Source organism: Streptomyces mayteni (assembly GCF_054783955.1).
The window spans coordinates 1-21939 of record NZ_BAAGPR010000031.1 but is presented as its reverse complement, the minus strand read 5'-3'; the positions used below and the strand labels follow the sequence as shown (position 1 = coordinate 21939).

17 protein-coding genes and 1 pseudogene are annotated in these 21939 nt (G+C 73.4%); 7 read left to right on the top strand and 11 right to left on the bottom strand.

Annotated features, from left to right (window positions below; genetic code table 11):
- The first annotated feature begins 58 nt into the window (after positions 1–58).
- A complete protein-coding gene (locus tag ACYVPE_RS16330) occupies positions 59–1957 on the top strand; it encodes an OmpL47-type beta-barrel domain-containing protein (protein WP_461034357.1) in 1899 nt (632 codons plus the stop codon).
- A gap of 88 nt (positions 1958–2045) precedes the next feature.
- Here ACYVPE_RS16330 and ACYVPE_RS16325 read toward each other — a convergent pair whose 3' ends face one another.
- The 7 genes from ACYVPE_RS16325 to ACYVPE_RS16295 form a co-directional block, all read right to left on the bottom strand.
- Positions 2046–3068, bottom strand: coding sequence for an aldo/keto reductase (locus tag ACYVPE_RS16325; protein ID WP_461034318.1), 1023 nt, complete (start codon positions 3066–3068; stop codon positions 2046–2048).
- Complete coding sequence (locus tag ACYVPE_RS16320; protein WP_461034317.1) at positions 3065–3379, bottom strand: L-rhamnose mutarotase; 315 nt, start codon at positions 3377–3379, stop codon at positions 3065–3067. Before ACYVPE_RS16320 ends, ACYVPE_RS16325 begins: the two co-directional genes overlap by 4 nt.
- Positions 3376–4683, bottom strand: coding sequence for an alpha-L-fucosidase (locus ACYVPE_RS16315; RefSeq protein WP_461034316.1), 1308 nt, complete (start codon positions 4681–4683; stop codon positions 3376–3378). The genes ACYVPE_RS16320 and ACYVPE_RS16315 overlap by 4 nt, the downstream gene beginning before the upstream one ends.
- Positions 4684–4758: 75 nt before the next feature.
- Positions 4759–5601, bottom strand: coding sequence for a carbohydrate ABC transporter permease (locus tag ACYVPE_RS16310; protein WP_461034315.1), 843 nt, complete (start codon positions 5599–5601; stop codon positions 4759–4761).
- A complete protein-coding gene (locus ACYVPE_RS16305; RefSeq protein ID WP_461034314.1) occupies positions 5594–6574 on the bottom strand; it encodes a carbohydrate ABC transporter permease in 981 nt (326 codons plus the stop codon). The genes ACYVPE_RS16310 and ACYVPE_RS16305 overlap by 8 nt, the downstream gene beginning before the upstream one ends.
- A 17-nt stretch (positions 6575–6591) precedes the next feature.
- On the bottom strand, positions 6592–7821 hold the full coding sequence (locus ACYVPE_RS16300; protein ID WP_461034313.1) for an ABC transporter substrate-binding protein: 1230 nt from the start codon (positions 7819–7821) through the stop codon (positions 6592–6594).
- A 182-nt stretch (positions 7822–8003) separates the two neighbouring features.
- On the bottom strand, positions 8004–9308 hold the full coding sequence (locus ACYVPE_RS16295) for an enolase C-terminal domain-like protein (RefSeq protein WP_461034312.1): 1305 nt from the start codon (positions 9306–9308) through the stop codon (positions 8004–8006).
- Positions 9309–9455: 147 nt separating this feature from the next.
- Between ACYVPE_RS16295 and ACYVPE_RS16290 the strand changes: the two genes are divergently transcribed.
- The gene (locus ACYVPE_RS16290) at positions 9456–10322 is read left to right on the top strand and encodes a fumarylacetoacetate hydrolase family protein (RefSeq protein ID WP_461034311.1); all 867 of its coding nucleotides are present in this window, start codon (positions 9456–9458) and stop codon (positions 10320–10322) included.
- Positions 10323–10326: 4 nt separating this feature from the next.
- Positions 10327–11082 carry an SDR family NAD(P)-dependent oxidoreductase gene (locus tag ACYVPE_RS16285; RefSeq protein ID WP_461034310.1) on the top strand — a complete coding sequence of 252 codons (756 nt, stop codon included), beginning with the start codon at positions 10327–10329 and terminating at the stop codon, positions 11080–11082.
- Between the two features lie 72 nt (positions 11083–11154).
- Here ACYVPE_RS16285 and ACYVPE_RS16280 read toward each other — a convergent pair whose 3' ends face one another.
- Positions 11155–11838: a FadR/GntR family transcriptional regulator gene (locus tag ACYVPE_RS16280; protein ID WP_461034309.1), complete on the bottom strand. Its 684-nt coding sequence runs from the start codon at positions 11836–11838 to the stop codon at positions 11155–11157.
- A 224-nt stretch (positions 11839–12062) separates the two neighbouring features.
- Between ACYVPE_RS16280 and ACYVPE_RS16275 the strand changes: the two genes are divergently transcribed.
- The 3 genes from ACYVPE_RS16275 to ACYVPE_RS16265 are packed head-to-tail and all read left to right on the top strand — an operon-like array spanning position 12063 to position 14856.
- Positions 12063–12818, top strand: coding sequence for a (Fe-S)-binding protein (locus tag ACYVPE_RS16275; protein WP_461034308.1), 756 nt, complete (start codon positions 12063–12065; stop codon positions 12816–12818).
- Entirely contained in the window at positions 12815–14266 is a 1452-nt protein-coding gene (locus tag ACYVPE_RS16270; protein WP_461034307.1) for a lactate utilization protein B, read from the top strand. The genes ACYVPE_RS16275 and ACYVPE_RS16270 overlap by 4 nt, the downstream gene beginning before the upstream one ends.
- Positions 14263–14856, top strand: a complete 594-nt coding sequence (locus ACYVPE_RS16265) for a LutC/YkgG family protein (RefSeq protein WP_461034306.1) — start codon at positions 14263–14265, stop codon at positions 14854–14856. The genes ACYVPE_RS16270 and ACYVPE_RS16265 overlap by 4 nt, the downstream gene beginning before the upstream one ends.
- 39 nt (positions 14857–14895) lie before the next feature.
- Here the strand turns inward: ACYVPE_RS16265 and ACYVPE_RS16260 are convergent, their stop codons facing one another.
- Complete coding sequence (locus tag ACYVPE_RS16260; protein WP_461034305.1) at positions 14896–17004, bottom strand: SpoIIE family protein phosphatase; 2109 nt, start codon at positions 17002–17004, stop codon at positions 14896–14898.
- 196 nt (positions 17005–17200) lie between these two features.
- Here ACYVPE_RS16260 and ACYVPE_RS16255 point away from each other — a divergent pair, with 196 nt between their 5' ends.
- Entirely contained in the window at positions 17201–20362 is a 3162-nt protein-coding gene (locus tag ACYVPE_RS16255; RefSeq protein ID WP_461034356.1) for an amidohydrolase family protein, read from the top strand.
- A gap of 61 nt (positions 20363–20423) precedes the next feature.
- Here the strand turns inward: ACYVPE_RS16255 and ACYVPE_RS16250 are convergent, their stop codons facing one another.
- Together ACYVPE_RS16250 and ACYVPE_RS16245 are read right to left on the bottom strand one after the other, a co-directional pair.
- A complete protein-coding gene (locus tag ACYVPE_RS16250) occupies positions 20424–21503 on the bottom strand; it encodes a cellulose binding domain-containing protein (RefSeq protein WP_461034304.1) in 1080 nt (359 codons plus the stop codon).
- Positions 21504–21636: 133 nt separating this feature from the next.
- Positions 21637–21939: pseudogene (locus tag ACYVPE_RS16245) on the bottom strand (hypothetical protein); the annotation flags it as partial.

The following is a 21939-nucleotide window of genomic DNA, read 5'->3' as shown; positions in this document are numbered from 1 at the left end:
CGCCACCGCCCAGGCGGCGGCCACGCGCCGCCGGCTCGCGGTGCTGTTGGCCCTGTGCCTGGCGGCGCTCGCGCTCGGGCCGCTGTCCGGCGCCCGGGCCGACCAGCCGCGCGGCGGCGAACCCGCCCCGGCCGCCGAGCAGGTGCTGACCTGGACCGCGGACAACGACATCACCCGCTACCTGTCCGCGCCCACCACCGCGGTCGCCGGCGAGGCGACGCTCGTCTTCGAGAACAGCGTGGCCACCGGCAACACCACCGGCATGCCGCACACGCTGACGTTCGACAGCTCCAACCCCGCGTACAACAACGACGTGTCCGTGAACATCCTGGCCAACCCCAACGACGCCAACGAGGGCCGGTACGAGGTCGACGTCAACCTCACCCCCGGAACCTACCGGTACTTCTGCTCCATCCCCGGGCACGGCCAGATGCAGGGCACCCTCGTCGTCACCGACGGCGGCAGCGGTGAGGACACCACGCCGCCCGAGGTCACGGCCGAGGTGGACGGCGACCGGAACGCCGACGGCGACTACGTCGGCAGCGCCACCGTCAGCCTGTCCGCCACGGACGCCGGCTCCGGCGTCGACCGGATCGACTACGCGGTCGACGGCGACGACTTCACCCCGTACGAGGCGCCGGTCGTGCTCAACACGGTCGGCGAGCACACCGTGACCTACCGGGCGACCGACAAGGCCGGCAACGTCTCCGACGACGAGACGGTCACCGTCCGGGTGGTCGAGCCGTCGGGCGACGACACCACCCCGCCCGAGGTGACGGCCACCGTGGACGGGGAGCGGAACGCCGAGGGCGACTTCCTCGCCATGGCCACGGTCACCCTCACCGCCACGGACGACGACTCGGGCGTGGCCGGCGTCGAGTACTCGGTGAACGGCGCCGCGTTCACGCGCTACACCGGGCCGGTGATGGTGCACAGCGTGGGCGACCACACCGTCGCCTACCGGGCGACCGACAACGCCGGGAACTCCTCGGAGCCCGGCACCGTCGCCTTCACCGTCGTCACGCCTGAGGACCCGGGCGAGCCCGGTGAGCCGGGCGAACCCCCGGTGGAGTGCCCGGAGTCCGACGACCGGCCGCTGGTCGTGGTCGGCGAGGAGGTGACCGGCGTACCCAACAGGACCGCGCCGGACGGCTGCACCATCAACGAGGTCATCGAGGACGAGCGCGGCTGGTCGTCGAAGGGCTCGTTCCTCACCCACGTCCGCACGGTGACGGACCGGCTGTACGTCGCCGGGCTGATCGACGAGCGCGGCCAGGCCGAGATCCGGGAGGCCGCCGACCGCTCGGACGTCGGCGAGCCCGGCAACCGGGAGGGCTACGAGCGGATCCTCACGGGCACCGAGCAGTCCCTCGACCGGTGGGCGCACGTCGGCGGCGGGGCCTTCGACCTCGACGACGACGGCTCCATCACCAGCAGCACCTCCGTGCCGGGGATGGGCATGCTGTGGTTCCCCGAGGCGCAGTACGGCGACTTCTCGCTGCGCCTCAAGTTCCGTGACGACGCCGGCGGTTCCGCGAACAGCGGGGTCTTCGTCCGGTTCCCCCGGGTGCACAACCACCCGGACGAGTCGCGTCCCGAGTGGGTGGCCATCAAGTACGGCCACGAGATCCAGATCTTCGACGGCCGGAACGGCGACCAGTACAAGACCGGTTCCGTCTACGGCTACGACCTGGTGAACCGGGGCGAGGGCATGCCGGTGCCTGGCGGGGTCTGGAACGACTACGAGATCCGGGTGATCGACCAGCACTACTGGATCTACCGGAACGGGTTCCTGATCAACGAGTTCGAGAACGCGCCGGGGCAGCTGTTCTCCCCGCCGCGCGCCGACGACCCGGGCACGGACGGGCGGCAGCACGACACCGGGTACATCGGGTTGCAGACCCATGGCACCTCGGACGTGATCTCCTTCCGCGACATCCGCGTCCGGTCGCTGTAGCGACCCGACCGACTGCCGGGGCCCGTCGCCGAACGGCGGCGGGCCCCGGCGGCCTGTCCTGGCCCGGCGGCCTGTCCTGGCCCGGCGGCTACCGCGGCCCTTCGCCGAGCAGACCGGCCGCGGCCAGCTCCTCCCACAGCGCGTCCGGGACCCGGGTTCGGGCGCGGGCCGCGTTCTCGCGCACCTGGTCGGGCGCCTGGGCGCCGACGGCGACGGCGGCCACGGCCGGCGCCCGGCGCGGGAAGGCGAGCGCGGCGGTCGGCAGGTCCACGCCGTGGCGGGCGCAGACCGCCCGGATCGCGGTGATCCGCGCGAACACCGCGGCCGGCATCGGCCCGTACTCGTACGGCAGCGACGGGTCAGGCGTCGGGCGGCTGAGCGCCCCCGAGTTGAAGACGCCGGCCGCGACGACGGCGACGCCCAGCTCGGCGCACTCGGCGAGCAGGGCCGCGGCCGGCTGTTCGAGCAGTGTGTACCGGCCGGCGACCATGACGACGTCGGCCAGGCCGGTGCGCACCGCGGCGGTGAGCGTCGGCACCGACTTGGAGCCGACGCCGACGGCGCGCACGGCGCCGGCGTCCCGCAGCGCGGCGAGCGCCGCGAGCCCGGTGGTGAGCGCCGCCTCGGGGCTGGCCGGCGGGTCCTCGCCGACCGCGGCGGCCGGGTCGTACTCGTCGGGGTCGTGCAGGTAGAGCACGTCGACGTGGTCGAGGCCGAGCCGGTCGAGGCTGTCGGCGAGCGACCGTTCGACGCCGGCCCGCGACACGTCCCAGGCCCGCCGGTGGGTGGCGGGCACCGCGAAGCCGTTCGCGAGGTCGTCGCCCACCGGCTCGGGGCCCGGGTCGGCCGGCACGATCAGCCGGCCGACCTTGGTCGACACCCGGAACTCGGCGCGTGGCCGGCCGGCCAGGGCCGCGCCGAGCCGCCGTTCGGCGAGCCCGAGCCCGTAGTGCGGCGCGGTGTCGAAGCCGCGGACGCCCGCCGCCCAGGCGGCGTCGACCGTGGCCCCGGCCGCCTCGTCGGTGATCTCCCGCCCCAGGTTGCCGATCCCGGCGCCGCCGAACCACCAGGGTCCCGCACCGGTGACCGGCGGGTCCGCGTCACGCGTCATGGCAGGCTCCACACCAGGGGCAGTCCTTCGTCCTCGCCCGAGTAGTCGTCCTCGACCTCGAGCAGTTCGGCCATCCTGGCCTGCCAGGCGAGGTTGACCGGGTCGTCGGCGAGGGCCAGGCGCATCGCCCGGTAGTCGGCGACCTCGATCTCGTGGAAGAGGTCACGGCCGCTGCGCCAGATCCGCCAGTCGACGACGCCGGCGGCCCGCAGCCGCTCGGCCAGCTCCGGCGGGATGGTGGCGTGGACCCGGTCGTACTCGGCCTCCCGCCCCGGCTTGAGGCGGGTGTGGACGGCGATGCGCTGGGTCACACGCCCTCCTCCGCCGCCGCGGCCTCCTCGGTCAGGAACAGCTCGACGACCGGGACCGCCACGTCGGGCCTGACCACCGGCAGGGTGAGCGTCAGGGTGCCGGCGGGCTGGCCGCCGAGGCCGGTGGTGAGGGCCCTGATGTCCGGGGCGATCTCGCGGTAGGCCAGCTCGGACGCGTCGTGCAGGAACTGCGCGTAGGCGACCTTGCCGGCCAGACCCGGCAGGTGCAGGTGTTCGAAGGGCCAGGTGAACAGGTGCAGGTAGAGGCGGTCGCCGCGCCGGGTGTAGCGGGCGTCTGGCGGGGCGGTGAAGGTGGCGGGGCCCGCGCCGCGGATGGACCGCTCGTGCTGGCGCATCCAGGCGCCGATGCCCTCCAGGGTGGCGAGCGCCGTGGGGTCGAGCTCGCCGCGCCCGGTCGGGCCGACGTTGAGCAGCATGTTGCCGTTCTTGGCGACGCCGTCGATCAGCATCCGCACCAGCAGGTCGACGCTCTTGACGTGGTGGTTGTCGCGGTCGTAGCCCCAGCTGCCGTTGAGCGTCTGGCACGCCTCCCACGGCACGGGCTCGCCGTCGACCTCCATCGGCCGGTCCGGCTGGTACTGCTCGGGGGTGACGAAGTCGCCCGGGATGTCGAGCCGGTCGTTGACGACGATGCCGGGCTGGAGGCGGCGGGTGAGCGCGAGGAGTTCCGCCGAGCCCCAGTCGTCGGCGCCCTTGCCGCCCCAGACGTCGTGGTGGTCGTCCTGGCGGTAGGAGAAGTCGTAGAAGAGGTAGTCGACGGTGCCGTAGTTCGTCAGCAGCTCCTCGACCTGGCCGTGCAGGTAGGCGCGGTAACGCGCCATGTCGCGGCCCTCGTTCAGCTTCTCGATCACCTCGCGCGGCTCGTCGCGGCGCGGGTGGTGGCCGTCGACGGTGAAGTCGGGGTGGTGCCAGTCGATGAGCGAGTGGTAGAAGCCGACCTTCAGGCCTTCGGCGCGGACGGCCTCGACGAACTCGGCGACCAGGTCCCGGCCGATGGGCGTGTTCATCGACGTGTAGTCGGTGAGCTTGGAGTCCCAGAGGCAGAAGCCCTCGTGGTGCTTGGTGGTGAGCACCACGTAGCGCATGCCGGCCGCCTTCGCGGCCCTGGCCCAGGCGCGCGGGTCGTAGAGGTCGGGCTCGAAGCGGTGGAAGTAGCGCTCGTAGTCCTCCACGGTCCGGCGCTCGCGGTTCATGACCCACTCGTGGCGGGCGGGCAGCGAGTACAGGCCCCAGTGGACGAACATCCCGAAGCGGTCGTGCGTGAACCAGGCGGGTACGGACATGGGGTGGGGCGTTCCCTTCGTGATGGGGGGTGCGTGTGGTGGGGTCGTGTGGTGGTGGGGTCGTGCGCGGGGCGGTCAGCGGCCGCCGAGGCCACTGGTCACGATGCCGCGGACCAGGTGCCGTTGGAGCAGGAGCAGGATGATCACGGTCGGCAGCATGGAGATGACGGAGGCGGCCATGACGAGGTGCCACTGGCTGCCCTGCTGGCCGAAGAACTGTTGGAGCCCGAGCGGCACGGTGGCGTGGGCGTTGACGTCGTTGACGACGATCAGCGGCCACAGGAACGAGTTCCAGTAGGCGATGAAGGTGAAGACGGCCAGCACGGCGAGGGTGGGCCTGGCCAGCGGCAGCATCACGCTGAGGAAGGTGCGGACGACGCCCGCGCCGTCCATCCGGGCGGCGTCGTCGAGTTCGTGCGGCACGGTGAGGAAGAACTGCCGGCAGAGGAACGCGCCGAAGGCGGTGAACGCCCAGGGGATGATCAGCGCCTGGAACGAGTCGACCCAGCCGACCTCCTGCATCATCACGTACATCGGGATGACGAGGACGTCCTGCGGGATCATCAGGGTGGCCAGGAACAGCGCGAAGACCAGGTTCCGGCCGCGCCACCGCAGCCGGGAGAAGGCGTAGCCGCTGAGCACGGCGACGGTGACGTTGATGAGCGTGCCGACGACGGCGACCAGCACGCCGTTGAGGACGAAGCGTTGGAACGGCAGGTAGCTGAAGACGTCCGCGTAGTTCTGCCAGCGGATCTCCGAACCCCACAGGGTGGGCGGGCTCGAGAACGTCTCGGCGGCGGGCTTGAGGCTGGTGGCCACCATGTAGACGAGCGGCGCGAGGAAGACCAGCGCGATGGCGACGAGCAGCGCGTAGCCGATGGCCTGCCGGGGCCGCGAGGTGGTCTGGAGGCTACTCATAGTGCACCCACCGCTTCTGGCCGAGGAACTGGACCGCCGTGACGCCGAGGATGATGACGAAGAGCACCCACGCGCCGGCCGAGGCGAGGCCGAGCTGCTGCACCTGGAACCCCGTGTTGTAGATGTACTGGACCAGCGTCTCCGTGGAGGTGCCTGGCCCACCCTTGGTCAGCAGGAACGGTTGTGCGAAGACCTGGAACGAGGTGATGAGCGTCATCATGGTCCCGAAGAAGATCGTCGGGGAGATGGCGGGGAACTTGACGCGCCAGAACGTCTGCCAGGCGTTGGCGCCGTCCAGTTGGGCGGCCTCGACCAGGTTCTCGGGGACGGCGTCGAGGGCGGCGGAGAACAGCAGCATGTTGTAGCCGAAGCCCTGCCAGACGCTCATCGCGACGATGGCGAGCATCGCCCAGTTCTCGTCGACCAGGAAGTTGGGGGCCTGGACGCCGACGGTCGAGTCGAGCGTCGCGTCGATCAGACCGCCCGGCTCGTACAGCATCCGCCAGACCACGACGTTCGCGACGATCGGCGTCACGGTCGGGATGAAGAACAGCACCCGGAACACGTGCCGGTGGCGGATCCTGGGGGTCAGCCAGGCCGCGAGGCCGAGCGAGATCACCAGGTTCAGCGGCACGTAGAGGAGCACGAACCCGACGGTGTTGAGGATGACGGTCCTGAAGACCGGGTCGGAGAAGAGGTCGGAGTAGTTCCCGAGCCCGACCCAGGAGCGTTCGCCGACCATCGGCCAGCTCATGAAGCTGACGACCAGGGACGCGACGATCGGCAGCAGGGTGAAGATCGCCAGGCCGACCGAGTGGGGGCCGGCGAAGACCGCGCCCCACCAGGAGCGGCGGCCGGGTTCCCGGCCTCCCGAGCCCCGGCGGCTGCCCGCCGCCCGGTCGGCGGCGGCGGACTTCCGCCCTGGTCGGTGCTCGGGCCCCTGCGGGGGCCGTAGCGGCATCACACTCGTCACGTGCTCACCTCCGCCGGTTATCCGAGCTGGCCGGCGATGGATTCCATCGTCTCGGCGCCCGAACGCTGCCCGTTGACGGCCTGCACGGCGTACTGCGTGAGGAGCTGCGCCAGTTGGTCGCTCTGCCGGTTGCCGGGCAGCGGGGTGGACGCCTGCTGCGCCGCGGTCAGGACCTCCTGGGCGCCCTCGATGTCCGCGCTGTCGTACCAGGTCTGCTGGGCCGCGGTCCGGGACGGGAAGGCCCGGCCCTGCTCGGCCAGCGAGGTCAGCACCTGCTCGCTGGTCATCGTCCTGATGGCCTCGAACGCCTGGTCCGGGTAGGCGCACTCCTTGGAGACGCCGAACCCGGAGCCGGCGGAGAAGGTGGAGGGTCCCGGGGTGCCGGCGGGGATGGTGGTCACGCCGAGGGTGAAGTCGACGCGGGACTTCTGGGTCAGCAGCGACCAGGGGCCGTCGATGTACATGCCGGCCTGCCCGTTGACGTAGGCGTTGTCGTCCGCGCTGGAGTCGGAGCCGGCCTGGGTGGCCTGGCCGGCTTCCACGAGCGACGCCATCCAGTCGAGGCCCTCGGCGAACGCCGGGTTCGTGGCGTCGAGGGTGCCGTCCTCGGCGATCACCCGGCCGCCGTTGTGGCCGAGGATCAGCGACTCGACGAAGAGGTCCTCGACGGAGGAGGCGAGGATCGGGGTGCCGGCCTCGGCGAACCGGGCCGCGGCGGCCTCGAAGTCGTCCAGGGTCCAGCCGGGGCGCGGTGGCTCGGCGCCGACCTCGTCGAAGAGGTCCTGGTTGTAGAACATCACCACGGGTCCCGTGTCGTACGGCAGCGCGTACAGGTCGCCGTCGACCCGCATCCCGTCCAGGGCGGTCTGGTCGAACTCGGAGAGGTCGACGCCGGCCTCCTCGGCGAGGGAGTCGATCGGCATCAGGACGTCGGTGAAGTTGGCGGCGCGCAGGCTCTGGATGCTGACGACGCAGGGCGCGTCGCCGGCGCTGAGCTGGGTGCGGAGCTTCGTCCAGTAGTCCGTGAACGGCGAGCCCTGGATGGTGACCTCGGGGCCGCCTTCCGCGCTGACGGCGTCGGCGACCTCCTGCCAGGCGGCCTGGTCCTCGCTGCCGGAGATCCACATCGACCACACGAGGCTGTCCTCGGTCTGGCTGGCGGCGTCGGTTCCGGAGGAGCATCCGGTCAGCATGAGCCCCGTGATGGTGGCGACCGATATGACGCCCAGGGTGAGTCGTCGTCTCATGGCGTGTTCCACTTCGTTGCGTTGGGCGGCGTTGCCTGTGCTGTGGGGTGGTGCGTGTGGGGTCTCGGATCAGCCGGCTGAGTCGATGGTGCGGCGATGAAAACATCCGATGTCTTCGACGTCAAGGCGTTGAAGCAAACCGAGATTATTCCGTTCGTCGCCGCTGACTCCCCGGAAGGCGGTCAGCCGACCGCGTATTGGTCGGGTGTCTGGGCGTACTCCTCGATGGAGCGTGGGCGCATCTCGGTGCCGGCGCCGGGGGTCAGGGGTGGGTGGTAGCGCCCGTGGCGGACGTCGACCGGGGTCACGAAGTGTTCGTGGAGGTGGTCGACGAACTCGATCATCCGGTCCTGCGAGGATCCGGAGACGGCGAGGTAGTCGAACATGGCGAGGTGTTGGACGGCCTCGCACAGGCCGACGCCGCCGGCGTGCGGGCAGACCCGGACCCCGAACTTCGCGGCCAGCAACAGGATCGCCACGTTCTCGTTGACCCCGGCCACCCGCGTCGCGTCCAACTGCAGCACGGAGAGCGCCTCGGCCTGTAGGAGTTGTTTGAACAGCACCCGGTTCGCGGCGTGCTCGCCGGTGGCGACAGGGATGGGCGCGATGGCCCGGGCGATCGCCGCGTGCCCGAGGACGTCGTCCGGATTGGTGGGCTCCTCGACCCAGGCGAGGTCGAACGGCCGCAGGGCCTCGATCCAGCGGATCGCCTCGGCCACGTCCCACCGCTGGTTGGCGTCCACCGCGATCCGCACGTCGGGCCCGACCGCCTCCCGCGCGATCCGCAGGCGACGGATGTCGTCGGCCAGATCGCCACCGACCTTGAGTTTGATCTGGGTGAAGCCCTGTTCCACGGCCTCCCGGCAGAGCCGGGACAGCTTCTCGTCGTCGTAGCCCAGCCAACCCGGGGTGGTGGTGTAGGCCGGGTATCCCTCGGCCAGCAGCCGGGTCTCCCGCTCGGCCCGCCCGGGGTGGGCGGCTCGGAGGATGTCCAGCGCCTCGTCCCTGGTCAGGGCGTCGGTGAGATAGCGGAAGTCGACCAGGTCGACGATCTCCTCCGGGCTGAGCGAGGCGAGCAACCGCCACAACGGCTGGCCGGCGCGCTTCGCCCGCAGATCCCACAGCGCGTTCACCACCGCGCCGACCGCCATATGCATGACACCCTTCTCGGGCCCCAGCCAGCGCAGCTGCGAGTCGTGCACCAACTCCCGCCACAACCCGCCGAGATCGGCCAGCGTGGCCGCCACGTCCCGACCGACCAGATGACCCTCCAGGGCGCGGACCGCCGCCACCTGGACGTCGTTGCCACGGCCGATCGTGAAGACGAAGCCGTGACCCTCAAGACCATCGCCGGCATCGGTCACCAGCCGGAGATACGCGGCCGAATAGTCCGGATCCGGATTCATGGCATCCGAACCGTCCAGCGTCCGCGAGGTGGGGAAACGCACGTCGTGCGTGTGCAATGCGATGAAGCGGGCCACGGACACACTCCCTAGTACCCCTTGAGCGATCTGCTGGCGGCGACCATAAACATCCGATGTCTCGATCGTCAAGGGTCGCTCACTTCACCCTGTTGGCCTAGGATCCCCGATAGATCCGTCAATACACCCGACCAATGGCGTGAGGAGTGTCCGGTGAAGTTCGCTCGACTCGGCCCTGTGGGGCTTGAGCGGCCCGTCGTCGTGACCGACGACGCGACCTACGACCTGACCGGCCTGACGGCCGACATCGACGGCGACTTCCTCGCCGCCGAGGGCGTCGCCGCCGCGCGTGCCGCCCTGGCGGCGGGGACGCTGCCGGTGCTGCCCGACGCGGACGGCCTGCGGATCGGGCCGCCGATCGCCCGGCCGGGCGCGGTCGTCTGCGTCGGCATGAACTACGCCGCGCACGCGGCCGAGTCAGGGGCGGCACCGCCCGAGGTGCCGATCATCTTCCTGAAGACGCCGAACACGGTCGGCGGCCCGAACGACCCGGTGACCATCCCGCCCGGCAGCGAGCGCACCGACTGGGAGGTCGAACTCGGCATCGTCGTCGGCCGCCGCGCGCTCTACCTGGAGTCGCCGGCGGAGAGCATGGCCCATGTCGCCGGCTTCGTGCTCGGCAACGACGTCTCCGAGCGCCGCCACCAGCTGGACGAGTCGGGCGGGCAGTGGAGCAAGGGCAAGTGCGCGCCCGGGTTCTCGCCGCTCGGCCCGTGGCTGGTGACGCCCGACGAGGTGGACCACACGACGCTGCGGCTGCGCAGCTGGGTCAACGGGGAGCCGCGGCAGGACTCCACCACGGCGGACATGATCTTCGGCGTCGAGTTCCTGGTCTGGCACCTGAGCCGCTACCTCGCGCTGGAGCCGGGCGACGTGATCCTCACGGGCACGCCGCAGGGCGTCGCGCTCTCCGGGCGGTTCCCCTACCTGGCGCCCGGGGATGTCGTCGAGGTGGGGATCGAGGGCCTGGGGCGGCAGCGGCAGGAGTTCCAGCGGTTCGTCGCGACGGAAGCGAGGTAACGAGATGAGCGAGTTCGACGGCCTGGTGGCCGCGGTGACCGGCGGCGCCTCGGGCATCGGGGCGGCCGTGGTGGCGGCCCTCGCCGAGCGGGGCGCGCGGGTCGCGGCGCTCGACCTGACGCCGGTGGCGGACGCCGGCGACGTGCTCGGGGTGCGCGCCGACGTCGGCGACGACGCGTCGGTGCGGCAGGCGATCGACACCGTGACCGGCCGCTTCGGCGGCCTGGACATCCTGGTCAACAACGCGGGCATCGGCGCGCAGGGCACCGTGGCCGACAACGACGACGACGAGTGGCTGCGGGTGCTGAACGTCAACCTGCTCGGCATGGTGCGCACCAGCCGGGCCGCGCTGCCGCACCTGCGCCGCTCGCGGTCCGCCGCGATCGTCAACGTGGGCTCGATCGCGGCGACCGCCGGGCTGCCGCGGCGCGCCCTGTACAGCGCGTCGAAGGGCGGCGTGGTCGCGCTGACCCGGGCGATGGCCGCCGACCACCTGCGCGAGGGGATCCGGGTGAACTGCGTCAACCCCGGTACCGCGGACACCCCGTGGGTCGGCCGGCTGCTGGAGCAGGCCGACGACCCGGCGGCCGAGCGCGCCGCGCTGGAGGCCAGGCAACCGCACGGCCGGTTGGTGTCGCCGCGGGAGATCGCGCACGCGGTGGTCTATCTCGCCAGCCCGTCGGCCACCTCGACGTCGGGCGTCGGCATCGCCGTGGACGGCGGCATGCAGGACCTGCGGCTGCGCCCGCCCGGACAGTGACCTCGGTGCACCCCGCCGGCCCGCTCGGGTCGGCGGGGTGCGTCCCGACGAGTTCGGACCAGCGGGGGCGAGCTAGCGGGGGTCGATCAGAGCCTGGCGGAGCCACTGTTCGACGCCGGCCACGTGCACCGTGGCCGTGGCGCGGGCGATGTCGGCCTGCCGCGCGGCGAGCGCCTGCACGATGGCGCGGTGCTCGGCGAGGGTGCGCTCGACGGCGCCCTCCTGGGTGAGGCCGCGCCAGGTGCGGGCCCGCTGGGTGCGCCCTGACAGGGTCTCGACCAGCGAGGCGAGCATCGCGTTGCCCGAGCCGGCGGCGATCCGGCGGTGGAACTCCAGGTCGTTCTCGACCAGTTGGTCCACGGTGGGCCGCTCGCCCAGCGAGTCGAGCAGCGCGGAGAGGCCCTCGATGTCGGCCGTCGGCATCTTCAGCGCGGCCAGCTCCGTGGTGGCCGGCTCGATGATGCGCCGCGCCTCCAGGAGTTCGAGGACGGTGTCGTCGCGGTGGAAGTCCACGACGAAGCCCATCGCGTCCATCAGCAGCGCCGGTTCGAGGCTCGTGACATAGGTGCCGTCGCCGCGCCGGACGTCGAGAACGTGTATCAGCGACAGCGCGCGCACCGCCTCCCGCAGCGAGTTCCGGGACAGGCCCAGGCGTTCGGCCAGGTCCGGCTCGGGCGGCAACCGGTCGCCGGGCCGCAGCTCGCCGTCCACGATCATCTGCTTGATCGCCTCGATGGCGTCGTCGGTGACCGACACCCGCAACTCCTCTCCGTGCCCACGTCGACTGTGCGGGAAGCAGGATACATCGGATCTTTCCCGGGTTCACGGCGCGGCCGACCTGTTGCCAGGGGACGGATCGCTGTGCGACCGTACGCGAAGTACATCCGATGACTGAGGTTCTCGATGCCTGGATCACCCCGAATTCGCGAGATCAATCACACCTTTGACCCGATGTCTTCGGGATCCGCGCTGGTGCGGCGATGAGGGTCGCCCTCCTGGTCACCTGTCTCAACGACACGCTGTTCCCCGACGTCGGGCGCGCGGTGGTCACGGTGCTGCGCCGGCTCGGCGTGGACGTAGAGTTCCCGCCAGGGCAGGCGTGCTGCGGCCAGCCGTTGATCAACACCGGCTACCTGCCCGAGGCGGTGCCGGTCGTCCGGGGCTTCGCCGCGGCGTTCCGCGGCTGCGACGCGGTGGTGACCCCGTCGGGATCGTGCGCCGGGTGCGTGCGCCACCAGCACGCCATGGTGGCGCGCCGGGCCGGCGACGCCGAGCTGGCCGCGGCCGTGGCGGCCACTCCTCCGATGTATGAGCTGTCGGAGTTCCTGGTCGACGTCCTCGGCGTGACCGACGTCGGCGCCGCCTTCCCGCACACCGTCACCTACCACCCGACCTGCCACTCGCTGCGCCTGCTCGGCGTCGGCGACCGGCCGCGGCGGCTGCTGGAGGCCGTCCGGGGCCTGCGGCTGAGGGAGTTGCCGGCCGCCGACGAGTGCTGCGGCTTCGGCGGGACGTTCGCGGTCAAGAACGCGGACACGTCCGTCGCGATGGGCGCGGACAAGGCGCGGCACGTCAGGGAGAGCGGCGCCGAGGTGTTGGTGGCCGGGGACAGCTCCTGCCTGATGCATATCGGCGGGCTGCTCTCCCGGCAGCGCGCCGGGGTGCGGGTCCTGCACCTCGCGGAGGTGCTGGCGGCCACCGAGGGCGCCGGGGCGCCGGCGGGGCGGACGTCGTGAAGGCGACGTTCGTCGGGATGCCGGCGTTCCCGAAGGCGGCGCGCGCGGCGCTCGGCGACAGCCAGCTCCGCGGCAACCTGGCGCACGCCACCGCCACGATCCGGGCCAGGCGGCGGGAGGTCGTCGCCGAGGTCGGCGAGTGGGAGGAGCTGCGGCTGGCCGGCGCGGCGGTCAAGGACGCGGCGCTGCTCCGCCTCGACGAGCATCTGGTGCGGCTGGAGGCCGAGTTGACGGCGCGCGGCGTCACGGTGCACTGGGCGCGGGACGCCGCCGAGGCGTGCGCGGTCGTCGCGGGCGTCGCGGAGGCCCACGCGATCACCGAGGTGGTCAAGGTCAAGTCGATGGCGACGCAGGAGATCGGCCTCGACGAGGCGCTGGCCGCCCGGGGCGTCGCGGCCTGGGAGACGGACCTGGCGGAGCTGATCGTGCAGCTCGGCGACGACCTGCCGAGCCACATCCTGGTGCCGGCGATCCACCGCAACCGGGCGGAGATCCGGGAGATCTTCCTGCGCGCGATGGGCGACGCGGGCCGGCCGGCGCCCGCCGGGCTGACGGACGAGCCGGCCAGGCTCGCCGAGGCGGCGCGGCTGCACCTGCGGGAGAAGTTCCTGCGGGCCCGGATGGCGGTCTCGGGCGCCAACTTCGCGGTCGCCGAGTCCGGCACGCTGGTGGTGGTCGAGTCCGAGGGCAACGGCCGGATGTGCCTGACCCTGCCGGAGATCCTGGTCTCGGTCGTCGGCATCGAGAAGGTGGTGCCGACCTTCGCCGACCTGGACGTCCTCCTCCAGCTCCTGCCCCGCTCCTCGACCGGCGAGCGGATGAACCCCTACACGTCGACGTGGAGCGGGCTCACCCCGGGCGACGGACCGCGCGAGGCGCATGTGGTGCTGCTGGACAACGGCCGCACCCGCGCACTGGCCGACGAGCTCGGCCGGCAGGCGCTGCGCTGCATCCGCTGCTCGGCCTGCCTCAACGTCTGCCCGGTGTACGAGCGGACCGGCGGCCACACCTACGGCTCCGTCTACCCGGGCCCGATCGGCGCGATCCTGAACCCGCTGCTGCGGGGCGTGGGCACCGACGAGCAGGTCGACTCGCTGCCGTACGCCTCGTCGTTGTGCGGCGCGTGCTTCGACGCCTGCCCGGTGCGCATCGACATTCCGAGCGTGCTGGTCGAGTTGCGGGCGCAGGTGGTCGACGCACGCCGCGGCACGGCGCGGCACGCGGGCGAGGCGGCGGCGATGCGGGCGGCCGCGGCGACGCTCGCGTCGGGGCGCCGGCTCGGTCTCGCGCAGCGCGGGGCCGGGCTGCTGCGCCGGGTCACCCGGCGGAGCGGGTTCTCCTGGCTGCCGTGGCCGGGATCGCGCTGGACCGGCGCCCGTGACCTGCCGGCCCCGGCTCGGGAGCCGTTCCGCGCCTGGTGGCGAAGGACCGGAGGGGGGCGCGGGTGAACGCGCGGGAGGAGATCCTTGGCCGGGTGCGCGCCGCCCTGCGGGGCGCCGGGGAGCCGGGCCCGGTGCCGCGCGGCTACCGGGCGGTCCGCGTCGAGGTGGACCCGGTGGAGCTGTTCCGCGAGCGGGTCGCCGACTACCGGGCCGAGGTGACCCGGTGCGCGCCGGCCGAGGTGCGGAAGCGGATCGTGGCGGCGCTGGACGGCGCGCGGCGGGTGGTGGTGCCGGACGGCCTCGCCTGGCCGGCACCGCCCGGCGCGGTGCGGGACACCGGGCTCGGCGCCGCCGAGTTGGACCGGATGGACGCGGTGGTCACGGGCGCGACGGTCGGCATCGCGACCACCGGCACCGTCGTCCTCACCCACGGCCCTGGCGAGGGCCGGCGCGCGCTGACGCTCGTGCCCGACCTGCACGTGTGCGTGCTGCGCGCCGACCAGGTGGTGGGCACCGTCCCCGAGGCGATGGCCAGGCTCGACCCCGAGCGGCCAGGGACCTGGATCAGCGGCCCCTCGGCGACCAGCGACATCGAACTCAGCCGCGTGGAGGGCGTGCACGGCCCGCGCCGGCTGCGGGTGATCGTCACCGGCTGAGCCGCCGGGTGCTCGGGCGCCGCGGCGCCGCCGGGGCGGCTACTCGGCCCTGATGAGGAGCAGGGCGATGTCGTCGACGCGCGGCGCGGACCGCTCGGCGTAGGCGATGAGGTTGTCGGCCAGCGACTCCATGGTGGCGCTCTCGTCGTGCGCCAGCCGGCGGGCGAGGTCGTCGGTGGCGTCGTCGAGGTCGATGCCGGGGGCCTCGATCAGGCCGTCGGTGAAGAGGGCGAGGACGGTGCCCGGGGTCAGGGGGACGTCGGTGGTGGGGTAGTCGGCGTGCGGGTCGATGCCGAGGAGGAGGCCGGGGGGCAGGTGGAGCGCCTCGGTGCCTCCTTCCGGGCGGCGCAGGAGGGGTGGGGGGTGGCCGGCGGTGGCCAGCCTGACGAGCTGCCTTTCGAGGTCGAGGTCCGCGTAGAGGCAGCTGGTGAACAGGCCGGTGTCCAGGTTGGTGAGCAGCCGGTTGGTGCGGGCCAGGACCTCGCCGGGCGGCGCGCCCGCGGTGGCGTGGACGGCGGTGCGGACCTGCCCCATGATGGCCGCGGCGTTCACGTCGTGGCCCTGGACGTCGCCGATGGTGGCGGCCACCCGGCCGTTCAGCGGGATCAGGTCGTAGAAGTCGCCGCCGATGCCCATGCCGCGCAGCGCCGGGAGGTAGCGGGCGGCCACGTCGAGTCCTGGGAGTTCGGGCAGGGCGGGGGGCAGCAGCCCGGACTGGAGGCGTAGCGCCAGCCGGTTCTTGGCCTCGTAGAGGCGGGCGCGGTCGAGGGCCTGGGCGACCAGGCCGGCGGCCGAGGAGAGGACGGCGCGCTCCCGCGTGCCGAACGGCTGCTGGCGGTCGTAGGCGAGCAGCAGCGTGCCGATGGCGTGGTCGGAGGTGATCAGCGGCAGGAAGGCCCACGCCTCCTTGTCGTCCTGGTGGACGGCCTCGCGGTGGCTGCGTTTGAGGTCGGCGAAGGTGCTGAAGAAGCACGGCGCGCCGCTTCTCAGGGTCCGCACGGCCGGAGTCTCGGACGTGAGGGGTTCGCCGTCGAAGCGGGCCATGAGCTCGGCGGGATAGCCGCGGTAGCCGATGATGCGCAGCCGTCCCTCCTCCACCGTCATCAGGACGACGGCCTGGGCGCCGAAGGCCGGCAGCATCTGGTCGCTGGCCTGGTCCACCACGTCCTGGACGCCGACGGCCTCGGTCAGCGTGGCGGCCAGGTGCATCAGGTTGTAGAGGGCGGTCGCCTGGCTCATCCCGGCCGGCGGCGAGGGGCGGCGGCGCCAGGCGTTCCTGGCCCGCCGGTCGGGGACGGCGGGAGTGATGTGGACCGTGATGCCCGAGGAGTCCGGGTAGAACCGGAAGGTCAGCCAGCGGTCGGGGGAGCGCGGCAGCGTGACCCGGGAGGTCTGCCCGCTGATCAGCGCGCCCCGGTAGTGCTCCTCGAAGGCGGGGTCGTTCAGCCAGGGCAGTACGTCCCACGGCATCGTGCCGAGCAGCCGCTGGGTGCCGCTGCCGAGGAGGTCGGCCGCGGCCGTGCTCACGTACGTGAACCTGCCGTCGAGGTCGAGGGCGCAGCTGCCACCGGGCAGCCGCTCGATGAGCTCCACCGCGGCGGCCGCCTCGGCGGGGCTCGGCTCGGGTCCCGGGACGCGGGGTCTGGCGAGGGTCTGCGGGCGTGGGCCGGGCCGGAAGGGCTGCCCGGCGTCGGCGGCCGCGCGCAGGCGTTCCCCGAGTTCGTGGCAGCAGGCGAGCATGGCGTCGCGCTCCCCGGCGGCCAGGCGTGGCGCGTGCGAGCCGGGCCAGAGCAGCACGAGGCCGCCCCAGAGCGTGGCGCCGCCGGTGATCGGCGCCGCGGCGAGGGCGAAGTCGTAGGGCAGCACCAGCGCGGGGCGGGGGTAGCGGCGGGCCATCTCCTCGCGGTTGCCGAGCCACACCAGGCGCCGCTCCCGGACGGCGTCCGCGACCGGGATCGGGGCGGTCAGCGGCACCCGGCCCCAGGGGGCCGCGATCCGCTGGGACATCCCGGACAACACCGCGAGCCGCAGGGCGGCGCCGTCCGGCGGCAGCAGGTAGATCATCGACACGGACGCGCCGGTCTCCCGCGTCCCACGGGAGAGGGCCGCGTCCAGGAGCCCCGATCCCCCCTCACCACGCCTGCCCATAACGGGATGATACGACCGATCCCGGGCGATGTCGGCGCGGCCTTCGGCCGTCCGGCGGCCAGCTCGGCCACGCCGGCGCCTGGCCACGACGAGTGGTCCGCCGGCGGTCAGCGGGCGGCCCGCCGATTCACCGGAACCTCAGCTGGACACGGTGAACCCCGTGACTGATTCCGAATCAGGCGTGACCCGCCGCACGATGCTCCGCGCCACGGCCGCCGCGGGCGCGGTCGTCACCGTCCCCCTCTCCCCCACCGCCGCCGCTAACGCCGCGAACGCCTCGGCCGCCGAGGCGGCCGCCCGCGTCGAGCTCACCCTCACCGCCGCCACCAACGGCTCCGCCACCCTCTCCCCGGCCGGCGACCGACTCGTCGCCGAGGTGCAGAACGTCCTCTGGTCGATCCCCAGGGCCGGCGGCCGGGCCGTCGCCCTCACCCCGGCCGACCTCGAACCCAACCGCCCGCAGTTCTCCCCCGACGGCCGGCGGCTCGCCGTCTGCGCCTACCGCGGCGGCGGGTTCCACGTCTGGACCCTGAACCCCGACGGCTCCGACCCCCGGCAGCTCACCGAGGGCCCCTGGGACGACCGCGCCCCCGCCTGGTCGCCGGACGGCACCCGGATCGCCTTCGCCTCGGAACGCGGCGGCGACCCGGTGGCCGGCAGCCCCTACCGGATCTGGGTCCTCGACGTGCGCACCGGCGACCTGCGCCAGCTCACGGGCCTGCCCGACCAGGAGGGCCCCGTCCAGGAGGGCACCTGGGAGGACTTCGACCCCACCTGGTCGCCGGACGGCGGCCGGGTGTTCCTCGTCCGCGCCGGCACCACCCCGGCGGGCACCGTCCAGGCCAGGAGCATCGCCTCGGTGCCCGCCGACGGGTCGGGCCCCGTCGTCCTGGAACACACGGACGACGGCCCGGCGCAGGCCCAGATCATGACCCCCGCGCTCTCCCCGGAAGGGCGCCTCGCCTATCTGCGCACCACCCCGGCGCCCGCCGCCTCCTGCGCCCTCGTCGTCGACGGCGAGACCGTCGCGACCGACGGCGAGGTGCACCCCGTCCCGGTGCGCTGGACCTCGAGGGACACCCTGCTGGTCAACGCCGGCGGCCGGTTCCAACTCGTCGACCCGGCCGCGACCAGGGCCCCGGAGACCATCGCCTTCACCGCCACGCTCCCGGTCGAACAACCCCGGTACCGCGTCAAGTCCTACGACTTCGACGGCGCGGGCGACCGCCAGGCGCGCGGCCTGCACCAGCCCGCGCTCTCCCCCGACGGCCGGCGGGTGGCCTTCGTCGCGCTCAACTCCCTGTGGACGGTGCCGGTCACCGGCGGCACGCCGCGCCGCGTCGTCCGCGCCGACCCCACCCGCTACCTGCTGGCCCCCGCCTGGACCCCGGACGGCCGCGGCCTGCTCTACGCCGACGACCGCGACGGGCTGCTCGCCGTCCGCCGGCGCGACCTCGAATCGGGCGCCGAAACGCTCCTCGCCGACGGCGGCCGGGTCTTCCCCGCGCTCTCCCCGGACGGCGACCGGCTCGCCTGCCTCGACATGGCGGGCAACCTCGTCGTGCGCCGGCTCGCCGACGGCACGGAACGGGTGCTCGCCGCGCCGCTCGGCGGCGGCGGGCTCCCAGGGCCGCCGAGCTGGTCGCCCGACGGGCGCCGCCTCGTGCTCTGCGACCGCAACCGGCTCAACGGCCGGTTCCGGGAGGGGTACAACCTCATCCGCGTGGTGGACGCCGAGACCGGCGCGGCCGCCCTGCACCCCTTCGGGCCGCACGCCTCGCTCTCCGACCGCTACGCCTCGGGACCCGTCTGGTCCCCGGACGGCCGCCACCTCGCGGTGATCGTCGAGTCCGCGCTCTGGCTGCTGCCGGTCCGTCCCGACGGCACCCCGGAAGGGGAACCCCGCCGGCTGACCCAGGCCGACGAACCCGCCGACCACCCCTCCTGGTCGGGCGACTCCCGCACCCTGCTCTACCTCTCCGCCGGCCGGCCGCGCACCGTCGCCGCCACCGGCGGCGAGCCCCGCACCGTCGACGTGCGGCTGACCTACCGGCGCCCCCGGGCCAGGGACGTGGTGGTGCGCGCCGGCCGGCTCTGGGACGGCACGGGCGACCACGTCAGGGAGGACGTCGACGTGGTGGTCAGGGCCGGCCGGATCACCGCCGTCGAACCGCACCGCCCGGGCCGGCCGGCCGCCCGGCGCTACGACGCGTCGGAACGCACCGTGCTCCCCGGCCTGTGGGACGCCCACATCCACCCCTGGCAGAGCACCTACGGCGGCCGGCAGACCGCGCTCCAACTCGCCTACGGCATCACCACCACCGTCTCGCTCGGCGGCTTCGCCTACGAGCAGGCGCGGATCCGGGAGGCGCTGGCCGCCGGCGAGTTGACCGGTCCCCGGCTGCTGGCCACCGGCGAACTCCTGGACGGCGCCCGGGTCGCCTACAGCATGGGCCGGGCCCACGCCACCCGGGACGGGCTGCGCCGCTCGCTGGCCAGGGCCGGCGCCCTCGACTGGGACTTCGTGAAGACCTATGTCCGCGCCCCCGGTTGGCTGATGGCCGAGGCCGCGGACTTCGCCCACCAGCGGCTCGGCGTCCGCGCCGGCAGCCACCTCTGCTCGCCCGGCGTGCAGCTCGGCCAGGACCTGACCACCCATCTCCAGGCCACCCAGCGCCTGGAGTACGGCCACGCCACCTCGGCCGGCGGCCACGCCTACCAGGACGTCACCGAGATCTACACGAACACCGACTTCCGGCTGGTCGCCACCCCGTTCACCGCCCAGCCGCTGCTCGGCGAGGAGCCGGGTCTCGCGGACGACCCGCGGGTCACCACGCTGATGCCGCCCTGGGACACCGAGGCGGTGCGCGCCAGGGCGGCCCAGCCGCCGAGCCGGGACGAACTGTCCACGCTGGAGCGGGAGACCGACGTCTACCGGGCCGTGCTGGCCGGCGGCGGGGTGGTCGCCCTCGGCACCGACCAGCCGCTGGTGCCCGTCGGCCTCCATCTCCACCTGGCGCTGCGCGCCCTGCACCGGGCCGGCCTCGGCGTGGCCGAGACGCTGCGCACCGCGACCGTGCTGCCGGCGCGCGCCTTCGGCGCCGAGGACGATCTCGGCACCGTGACCGAGGGCAGGCTCGCCGACCTGACGGTGGTGGACGGCGACCCGTTCACCGACTTCGCCTCGCTGGTGCGCACGGTCGCGGTGCTGCGGGGCGGGGTGCCCGTCGAACAGGCGGCGCTCGTCGAGGCGTTCGCGGGCCCGGCGGAGTCGCGCGCGGGCGGCCGCACCGCCGAGGAGTGGCGGGAGGTGGGCAGGCTGATGCGCCGGGAGGGCTGCTGCGACGGCGGCTGGTGAGCCGCGGTCCCCGGCCCGCGCGTGGCCACCGCCGGAACCGGCGGTGGCCACGCGTGGCGGCTCAGCTTGCCGTGCAGGCGCCGCCGTTGAGGGCGAAGCCGGTGGGGGCCGCCGCGTTGCCGGTGTGGGTGGCCTGGAAGCCGATCCCGACGCTGGCTCCCGGCGCGATGGTGCCGTTGTAGGACGCGTTGGCGGCCGTGACCGTGCCGGACGTGGGGCTGTAGGTGGCGTTCCAGCCCGAGGTGATGGTCTGGCCGGCGGGCAGCGTGAAGCGCAGCGACCAGCCGTTGACCGCGGTGGTGCCGGTGTTGGTGACCGTGAGGGCGGCGGTCAGACCGGTGTTCCAGCCGTTGACGGCGGCCGTGACCCGGCAGGTTCCGGTGCCCGGTTCGGGATCCGGGCCTGGCCCTGGGCCCGGTTCGCCGAGCGCCGCGGCCAGCGCCGGGAACCAGCGGCTCTCCAACTTCTGGATGCCGGTGGTCTCGTTGGGGTGCACGCCGTCGGTGGTGTCCGTCGCGGTGCTGAAGCCCGTCCACTGGTCGACCACGGTGACCGGCGAACGGTCGGTGCCGTTCGCGGCGGCCCAGCCGGGGATGGCGGCGTTGAGCGCGACCGCGCCCTGGGCGCAGTCGGAACAGCCGCTGGGGTTCATCGGCGGTATCTGCGCGACGATCAGCCTGACGTCCGGGTTGTCGGCCCGCATCTGGCCGAGCAGCCGGGTGTAGGCGTCCAGGATGGTGGCGGTGGGCAGGTGGCTCCACACGTCGTTGGTGCCGAGCATCATCATCACGATGTCGGGGCTGGTGGCGGAGAGCCAGCCGGGGAGCTGGTTGTCGTTGGCGATGCCGGTGGCCTGGAAACCGCCGTGGCCCTCGTTGTCGACGTCGAAGCTGCCCTGGCAGTAGGGGTTCTGCAGGGTGCCGACGAAGTCGACGTCGGTGTGTCCCGCGGCCTGGAGGTGCTGCCAGAGCAGCGCGCGCCAGCAGCCGTTGTTGCCGGTGATGGAGTCCCCGAGCAGCATGACCCGGGTGGGGGTGGCAGCCGTGGCGGACTGCGCGGTGAGGCTCGTGCCGGTCGCGACCAGCAGGGTGACGAGCAGCACCAGGAGCCGGCGGAGCCGGCGTCGTCGGGAGGGAGGCATCGACGCTCCTCGGGATGGGTGGGTGGACGGCCGAGGTGAGGCGGCGGCTGGTCGCGGCCACGCGGGCGCGCGAGGTCAGCCCCCGCCTTGGGAGCGCTCCCAAGGGTGACTATCGATCCGGCTGCCCAGGCCGTCAATCCCCGCCGCGCGCCCCGATGACGTCCGCGTTCCCGGCGCGGGCGCCCCGGCCCGGGGTCAGCGCCCGCAGCAGCGTCGCGCCGGCCAGGATCGCCACGGCCTGGAGCGCGACGGCGACGGCCGGCTGCTCGGGCGGCAGCACGTCGGCGGGCTCGGCGAGCGCGACATAGAGGGTGAGCGGCAGCTTCCAGCAGCTCCAGGCGAACAGCGAGCCTGACCCGAGCCACCCGACCACCAGCGGCAGCGCGCGGGGCAGCCGCGCCGGGCGGCCGGCGGCGAGCGCGGGCGCGGCGCCCCA